The 8,176-nt window shown below is 62.0% G+C and carries 5 protein-coding genes; 2 read left to right on the forward strand and 3 right to left on the reverse strand.

The features are described from left to right. Positions 1 to 3,488: AsmA-like C-terminal region-containing protein (locus tag ACQY7U_RS19925; protein WP_428648307.1), on the reverse strand; the 3,488-nt coding region annotated here is incomplete at its 3' end. Between the two features lie 208 nt (positions 3,489 to 3,696). Further along, the gene (locus ACQY7U_RS19930) at positions 3,697 to 5,112 is read right to left on the reverse strand and encodes an FAD-binding oxidoreductase (RefSeq protein WP_428648316.1); all 1,416 of its coding nucleotides are present in this window, start codon (positions 5,110 to 5,112) and stop codon (positions 3,697 to 3,699) included. Between the two features lie 136 nt (positions 5,113 to 5,248). On the opposite strand from ACQY7U_RS19930, the gene ACQY7U_RS19935 reads away from it, so the two are divergent. Further along, a complete protein-coding gene (locus ACQY7U_RS19935; protein ID WP_428648310.1) occupies positions 5,249 to 5,746 on the forward strand; it encodes a thioesterase family protein in 498 nt (165 codons plus the stop codon). 260 nt (positions 5,747 to 6,006) lie between these two features. Continuing rightward, positions 6,007 to 7,545, forward strand: coding sequence for a chloride channel protein (locus ACQY7U_RS19940; protein ID WP_428648312.1), 1,539 nt, complete (start codon positions 6,007 to 6,009; stop codon positions 7,543 to 7,545). Positions 7,546 to 7,599: 54 nt separating this feature from the next. On the opposite strand, the gene ACQY7U_RS19945 is transcribed toward ACQY7U_RS19940, so the two are convergent. After that, a partial coding sequence (locus ACQY7U_RS19945; protein WP_428648314.1) for a M24 family metallopeptidase occupies positions 7,600 to 8,176 on the reverse strand: 577 nt, incomplete at its 5' end.

Here is an 8,176-nt window from a genome sequence, read left to right on the forward strand (position 1 = left end):
TCAAGCTTGCGCAGGCGTTCTTCTTCCGCCGCAGCGGCAGCTGCCGCTGCCTCACTGATCCTGCGGGCGAGTGCCTCGCGCTGGTGCTTCAGTTCACGCACCAGCCGATCGCGCTCCAGAATTTCCGCCTGAAGCTTTTCCACCCGCTCCACTTCCTGTTCGAAGGCGCGCAGGGTCAGATAGGCGGTGAAGGGAGCGATGTCGATCCGCCGCTGCGGGTCATCCACCGGCCCTCCGAAGAGCAGACCCACCTGCGGTTCCGCTCCGGTCACCGCGTCCTCACCCGGATCGACCTTCAACGAGAAGTCGGCGTCCAGATCGTCTGTGCCAAGGTTCAATTCCGCCGAACCGAAGATTTCCGCCTTTTTGGAATCCACCACGACATTGCGGGCACTCAACCGTCCACCAACCAGGGTCAGCGTTCCGTCCACCCGGTCGAATGGCAGGCTGCCCGCGTCCATGTGACTGACGAAGACGTCGCGGATCTTGTCGTCCTGCAGGTCGAGACCGGCATCGACAGCCCTCGTCACCAGCGGAAATGCCTTTGGATTGAGGCCGCGGAAGTCGCCGTTCTTCAGGACGAAGGTTCCACCGCCATTCAGGCCCGTCACGATCGCGGAAATGGACCGTCCGGCTCCCTCGAATTCAAGGAAAAGATCGAGTGACCCGGAGGCCACGGCCCGGCCGTCCCGCTGCCAGGAAAGCCGGCGCAGATCCGCCGCGTCCAGTTTCACCCGCCCGGACAGAGCGGCTTCGGCTTCCGAACGGCGCACCGAAAGGCTTGCATTCACGCTGCCGCCCGCGAACGACCCGGCAATCCCGTCAAGACGCATGAGTGAGGGCGTCAGCCGCAGCTCTGCCTTCGGACCGGCGACTTCCATTTCATCCCCGACCAGCAGACGGTCCGCCTTGAATTGCAGCGTCAGGTCGACACCGTCCAGCAGCGGCGCTCCAAAGGGGGCAACCGGCCAGATGCTCGAGCCATCCCCTGCCGAGAACCATTGGTCGGGGCCGAGAACCAACTCCGTCAGACTGCCGAAATCGGCCTGCGTGACGTTGAGTTCGCCGCGAAAACGTCGGTTTCGTTCTCCGGGTGCAGGCTCCAGATCTCCTTCCAGCCGGCCCTCGAAGGCAACATCGCCGATTGTCCCGGCAGCCTTCGGAACGGCAATGGCGCTTCCCACCCCTTCCAGATCAACAGTCACGTCGGCCGGCATGGTTCCCGACATGACCGGCAGCACCCGTCCGGTCAACAAGGCCAGCGGCGTGAGATCGCCGGTCTTGCCGGTCACGCTCAAACGGTATTCCGGATCGGCATCCGCCTTGAGCGCCAGCGTTCCTTTGGCATTGAGCGTAGACGGGCCGACCGTGGACGCGAGCTGAACGGCGAGGCCTTCGGACGGAACGCCCTTGGCGGAAAAGGTCAGGCTGCCGCCCCGAACCGCATCGACGGGAATGACATCGAAACCGAGTTGTTGCAGAAGCTTGCCGCCGTCCGGACCTTCAAGCCCGAGGGCAACGTCGATGTCCGCACCCTGCCACTCGTCCACGCGCCCTTTCAGTTCCGCCCGGAAGGACGTTTTCGCGCCTCCCGCGGTTCCGTCCAGAGTGAGGGTCATATCGGTCGCATCGCCGCTGGCGGCGGCTTTCAGCTCTCCATCGAACTTGGCCGGAACAAGGCTTGCAGCGGCCTTTTCCAGCCGTTCGGCAAAGACGGTCTCGGGGAACAGACCTCCGGTCAGGGCAACCAGGCCCGACAGGTCACGCGCGTCCAGCGTTCCGGACACGGCGCCTTCCGGTGCGGAGAACAGGTTTCGGATCTGTCCCTGAACGTCCAGCCGGGCTCCGGCAAGGTCCTCGGCGAACAGCCTGTCGATGCGCACGCCGCCATCGGAGTATTCCGCCTCCAGTGCCAGTCCCTTGCCGTCGACGCCACGCGCAGTCACCTGTTTGGCCCGCAGGCGCAAGGAAACATCCAATCCCTTGGGATCCTCTGTCTCGCCGGTCTCGCTGCGTTCCGGCTGGATCAGGGCAGCCAGGCCCTGAATCTGATCGAGATCCAGCTTGTCCGCATCAAGGCTCAGGGAAAACTCTGCATTGCCGGACCGTGGGGTCCTGTAGGCAAGGCCGCCGCGTGCCTCCGAGCCTGCGAGCGTCAGCAGCATATTGTCGAGCGCCGCCCCTTCCGGAACCAGGTTGAGCCGTCCTTCCAGAGAAACCGGATCCATCGTCGCAACGCCCGTGTCCCTTTGCTGCCACCAGCTCAGGAACGACCCTGGCTGGTCGGAACTGATCGAGACGGCGCCACGGTAGGTCAGGGCCGGATCGAGACCGAGATCGCCCTGGGTGGCAACGGTCGTGCGACCGGGAAGCCGGCCCGCAAGGCGGGCGATCCGCCAGCCGCCGAGCATCGTTTCCAGATCGAGGCGCACGTTCTGAGTAATACCGCCGCCGGCTACAAGCGCCGGAACGTCCAGCGAGATCGCCCCGTCGATTGCCGGGATCGGCACGGCGCGCAAGGCAGCAACCAGCTGACGGCTTGCCGTGGGCAGCGCGACCGGCGCCTGCGGCCCGCCACCCAGCAGCCGGTCCAGGTCGATCTGCTTGGACTTTGCACGGATCTCGAACCGCTTTTCACCGGCATAAACAAGGTCGGCATTGCCGGACAGGGACAGACGCTTTTCTTCCGGACCATAGCGGAACTCGAATTCCGGTACCGCGACTTCAGCGATGTCGGCAGAGAACTTGCCTTCCGCCTGCCAGAGGTTCTTGTCGCTTTCGTCAAGGGCTACGGAAGCAATGTTGAAAGCGCCTTCAAAGAAGGGCGCCGCATCGGACTGGTTCAGCATGCCGTCAAAGGCAAAGTTCACCGGCCAGTCCGTCGGCGTGACTTCCCCCTTGATTCTTATCCCGAGGTCTTCCTGCGCCCGCCCCGAAGCCAGGCTGATGTTATAGGGGGCGCCGTTCAAGGTCAGGCTACCGGCAGCCTTGAAGGGACCGTCCAGAGATCGCGCGCTGACGGACAGGTTGCCATTGTCGATCCGGTGGGTCTCGCCTGACCGTGCATCGATGATCGTCAGGGCCCCGTCCCGGATCGTGACCTTTTCAAAGGCGACATCCTCCGGAGCGAGTTTTGCCAGTACACCGGTCGTGGTTCGAGCCGTCAGCCAGTCGAGCCGTCCGGCTTCGTCCAGGGCAAGCGACAGGTGCGGCCGGTCGAGTTCCATGTCGAGGACGCGGATTTCCCCCTTAAGAAGCGGGGGCAGTTCGATCCGGATGTTGAACTGCGAGACGACCAGAAGCGGATCTTCCGATTCTCCCACCCGGACGTCTGAAAACCTGATGGAAGGGGCCGGCAGCAGCCGCAGATCGGCGTCGCCCAGAACCGTGACCTTGTGGCCGAGCGCCCGCTCCGCATAGCTTTCGAATGTGGACCGGTAAACCGTCCAGTCGATAAAGAACGGCCCCACCAGTGCTGCGACCAGCACCAGGATGACGGTGATTCCCAAAGTGATGTAGACGGAGTTCAGGCCTTGTCTCCTTGTTCTCCCAAGTCAACTGGAACAGTTGCCCGGCAGGCCATGCCGGATGCCTTTGCATGGCAGATCCGGCCGCCGACCCGCCAGCCTGAAATGCATTTGTGTGCAATGCATCGGTTCGTGCAAATCGAGCTTATTGAACTGATTCGATACAATATCATGACTGCGGCAGGATCTTGCCAGGATTCATCACATTATCAGGATCGAGCGCCTGTTTGACCGCCCGCATGACATCGAGCGCCTCGCCATGCTCCCGGCGCAGATATTTCTGCTTGCCCTGCCCCACACCATGTTCCCCGGTGCAGGTACCGCCCATGTCGATCGCCCGGAGCGACAACCGCTCGACAAAGGCCTCTGTTTTGCGGACCTCCTCCGGGTCGTCCAGGTCGACCAGGATCTGGACATGGAAGTTGCCGTCGCCGACATGGCCGACGATCGGGGCCAGAAAGCCTTCGGCCTGAATATCTTCCGCGGTCAGGGTCACGCATTCGGCGAGACGGGAGATCGGTACGCAGACATCGGTCACCATGATCTCCGCATCCGGGTTCAGCGTCTTGCCGGCCCAATAGGCATCGTGCCGGGCCGTCCATAGCTTTGTCCGCTCCTCGGCGGCCGTTGCCCATTGGAACGGCCCGCCGCCGTATTCCTCCGCAATGGCCGAGAACATCTCGGACTGCTCCCTGACGCCTGCGTCCGAGCCGTGGAATTCCAGGAACAGGGTCGGCGTTTCCGCCAGATCCAGCTTCGAATAGGTATTGCAGGCCCTCACCTGCAAGCTGTCCAGAAGCTCGATCCGCGCAACCGGTATGCCCATCTGGATGGTGGCAATCACCGCGTTGCAGGCTGCCGTCACGTCGGGGAAAGGACAAACACCGCCTGAGATCGCTTCGGGCTGTCCATGCAGACGGACGGTCAGCTCGGTAATCACTCCGAGCGTTCCTTCCGACCCGACATAGAGCCGGGTAAGATCGTAGCCCGCGGACGACTTCTTCGCACGCCCCCCCGTACGGATGATCCGGCCGTCCGGCGTCACCACCGTCAGTCCGAGAACCGCATCCTTCATGGTGCCGTAGCGCACCGCATTGGTACCGGACGCACGGGTCGCAGCCATGCCGCCGATGCTGGCGTCCGCACCAGGATCGATCGGAAAGAACAGCCCTGTATCCCGGATGTAGCTGTTGAGCTGCTTGCGGGTAACGCCCGCCTCAACCCGGCAGTCCAGGTCTTCCGGATTGACCTCCAGGATGTTGTTCATCCGGGACAGGTCGATCGAAACGCCGCCAAGCGGTGCGTTCACATGACCTTCGAGCGATGAGCCCGTGCCGAAGGGAATGATGGGCACCTTGTGCGCGGCACAAAGGCGGACGATCTCGGCCACTTCTTCGGTGCTTTGAGCGAAGACCACCGCGTCGGGCGGCTGGTTCTTCAGCCATGTCGTTGTGTGCCCGTGCTGCTCCCTCAGGGCCTTCGACGTGGAACAGCGGTCCTGAAACCGTTCGCTCAGTTTCGCCACTACGGCGGTTACATCGCTGTTCTGATTGCTTGTTTGCGGCTTGTTCTCCGCTGTGGCCATTTCCGGCATTTAAACTTCCTCCAGGCGTGCTTTGCTCACGCGGTCTGAGGATGAATATGTTAGGGCTAGCGAAAAAGGTCAAAGTCAAATCCGCCGGTTACGGCGATGTCTTGAACAAATTGGAGAAGGAAACACGATGACGGTTCAATTCGAGGCCAAACCGGTCGAAAGCGAGGTCATGTCGGTCAGGGACGAGTGGATCGACTACAACGGCCACCTGAACATGGCCTATTACAACGTCCTTTTCGATACCGCTGTCGACCAGGTCTTTGAACGGCTGGGCCTCGGTCCGGACTATGTCAAGAACCGGAATGCGTCCTATTTCACCGCCGAGGTTCACGTGTGCTACCTGCGCGAGCTCGGTGCCGGCATGCCGGTGACCGTCACGCTGCAACTGGTCGACTGGGACGAAAAACGTGTGCATTTCTACCAGGAACTGCGCCACGCCGAGGAAGGCTGGCTGTCGGCAACCTCCGAGCAGGTGAGCCTTCATGTCGATATGGAGGTCAAGAAGGTCGCCCCCTGGCCGGAGGACATTTCCGCCAATATCCGGGCCCTGTCCGAGGCGCATCGCAGCTTGCCACGCCCCGAACGGGCCGGACGTCACATCGAGATTCGCAAGAAGCCAGCATGAGAAAACGGCCCGCAAGTACCTGACAGCGGACGCCAAAGGCCCCCTTCCCTGAGAAAGAGTGGCAGAGATGCTGTCCGGTTGGCATCATGAGATGCACATGAATCGGGTTCCCCCGCTAAAGAGCAACCAAACTTATGGATGAACGAACGCCTTTTGCAAAACACATCGTCGGCTCCCTCAAGTCTGCTGCAGCTTCGATTCCAGCCAGTATCTCACTGAATTTCAGAGAGTTCCTTATCCAGAAGAGCCATGTTGTCTGGATGTTGGCCATTTTTATCGGAGCCCTTGTCGCCCTGGCTGCAATCCTGTTCCGCGAGGCCATCGGCCTGGTTCAGTTTGCCTGGCTCGGCACAAGATCCGAACGGGTGGTCAGTGCCGCGGCCTCTGTTCCCTGGTATGTCATTGTCGCTGCTCCGGCTATTGGCGGCCTCGCCGTCGGCCTTTTGCTGCAACACATCCAGCCTATGCAACGCACCTACAGCGTCGCCGACGTGATCGAGGCCCGGGTAAAAGGTGGCAGGGGACTGGCCTTCTGGCCCGGCATTTCCTCGGCGCTGATTACGGCGCTCTCTCTCGGCTCAGGCGCAAGTGCCGGACGTGAAGGCCCTGTGGTCCATCTCGGGGCGACCATCGGGGAGACCCTTGGCCGCCTGTTCAACCTGCCCGATTCAGCGCACCGGATCCTGTTGGCCTGCGGTGTGGCCAGTGCGGTATCCGCTTCGTTCAACGCGCCGATCGCCGGCGTTCTCTTCGCCCATGAAGTGATCCTCGGGCATTACGCTCTCTCGGCTATTTCCCCCATCGCCATTTCCGCCGTGATCGGAACACTGCTTTCCAGGTTGTGGTTCGGTGACGTCGCCGCCTTTGTCATTCCCAACTACCACATCACATCCTACTGGGAGTTTCCGGCCTTTGCGCTGCTCGGACTGACCTCCGCTGCCGTCGCTATCCTTTTTCAATTCGCGCTCATCGGCACCGAATGGGTGGCCCGCAACATTGCGTTTCCGCTCTGGTTCCGGCCCGTTATCGGCGGACTGGCCGTCGGCCTCATCGCGCTGGCCTTTCCCGACATCCTCGGCGTCGGTTACGAGACCACGGATGCGGCCCTGACGGATCAGCTGCCGCTGGCCATGCTGCTTGCACTGCTGGTGGCAAAGACGGCGGCCACCGCGATTACCCTTGCCTCCCGTTTTGGCGGCGGCATTTTCTCGCCGTCCCTTTACCTCGGGGCCATGACCGGTGGCGCCTTTGGGCTGATCGCCGCCTCCGTGTTCCCGGAACTGGCCTCCAGCGAAGGGCTTTACGCCATCCTCGGAATGGGGGCAGTTGCCGCAGCTGTTCTGGGCGCCCCCTTTTCAACCACGATGATCGTGTTTGAACTGACGGGCGGCTACGCGCTTTCCATTGCGCTGCTCCTCTCCGTCTCGATCGCCACCGGCCTCACACAGGCCGTGCACAGGAAATCCTATTTCCACTGGCAGCTCGCCATGCGCGGATATTTCGTCAACGAGGGTGTTCACCGGTTCCTGAGTGAGACGGTCAAGGTACGCGATTTCATGGATCCGCCCTCAAAGCAGGACGCGAACCGGGTATTCAATCCAGGCGAGGACGGCCCCTACCTGCATGACACGGATACGCTGGAAAGTGCGCTGAAAAGCTTCGATTCCTGTGGTGAGGACACTTTGCCGGTCGTGCGCATGGGGGACGCTACCCAGATCATCGGCACCGCGCGTCACGTCAAGGGATTGCGGTACTTCAACGCCGCGCTGATCAAGGCGAACAGGGAAGAACATCACTGATCGGCGGCAAGATACGGAGGCAACGGGAACCGGGCACGCCCGGCTCCCTGGCGTTCACACTGCCTCGGTCGCCCGCTCCAGCCAGATGCGCTCTTTCGCCCCGACCAGCGGGCCGATTTCCTCACGCACCCTTGCGTGGTACCTGTTCAGCCAATCCCGTTCCGCTGCCGTCAGAAGCGACACCTCCACAAGGCGAAGATCCATCGGCACCAGCGTGATGGTCTCGAACCCCAGCATCGGTCGCTCGCCGCCGGGCACATCCCGCGCTTCCGTCACGATTTCCAGGTTCTCCAGGCGGATGCCGTATTCGCCGGCCGGATAATAGCCCGGTTCGTTGGACAGGATCATGCCCGGCTTCAAGGGCTGGCTGCCGGTCTTAGCGATGCGTTGCGGGCCTTCATGAACGCTTAAGTAAGCGCCAACGCCATGCCCTGTACCGTGGTCGAAATCGAGGCCGGCCTTCCACAAATCGATCCGGGCCAAAGTGTCGAGCTGGGCCCCGGTCGTACCTTCGGGAAACCGGGCAGTCGAAATCGCGATATGGCCCTTCAGCACCAGCGTAAAATGCTTCTTCATCTCCGCGCTTACCTCTCCGACGGCAAGGGTGCGGGTGATGTCGGTGGTGCCGTCC

This window comes from Roseibium sp. (genome assembly GCF_050301095.1).
In the GTDB taxonomy this organism is placed as follows: Bacteria; Pseudomonadota; Alphaproteobacteria; order Rhizobiales; family Stappiaceae; genus Roseibium.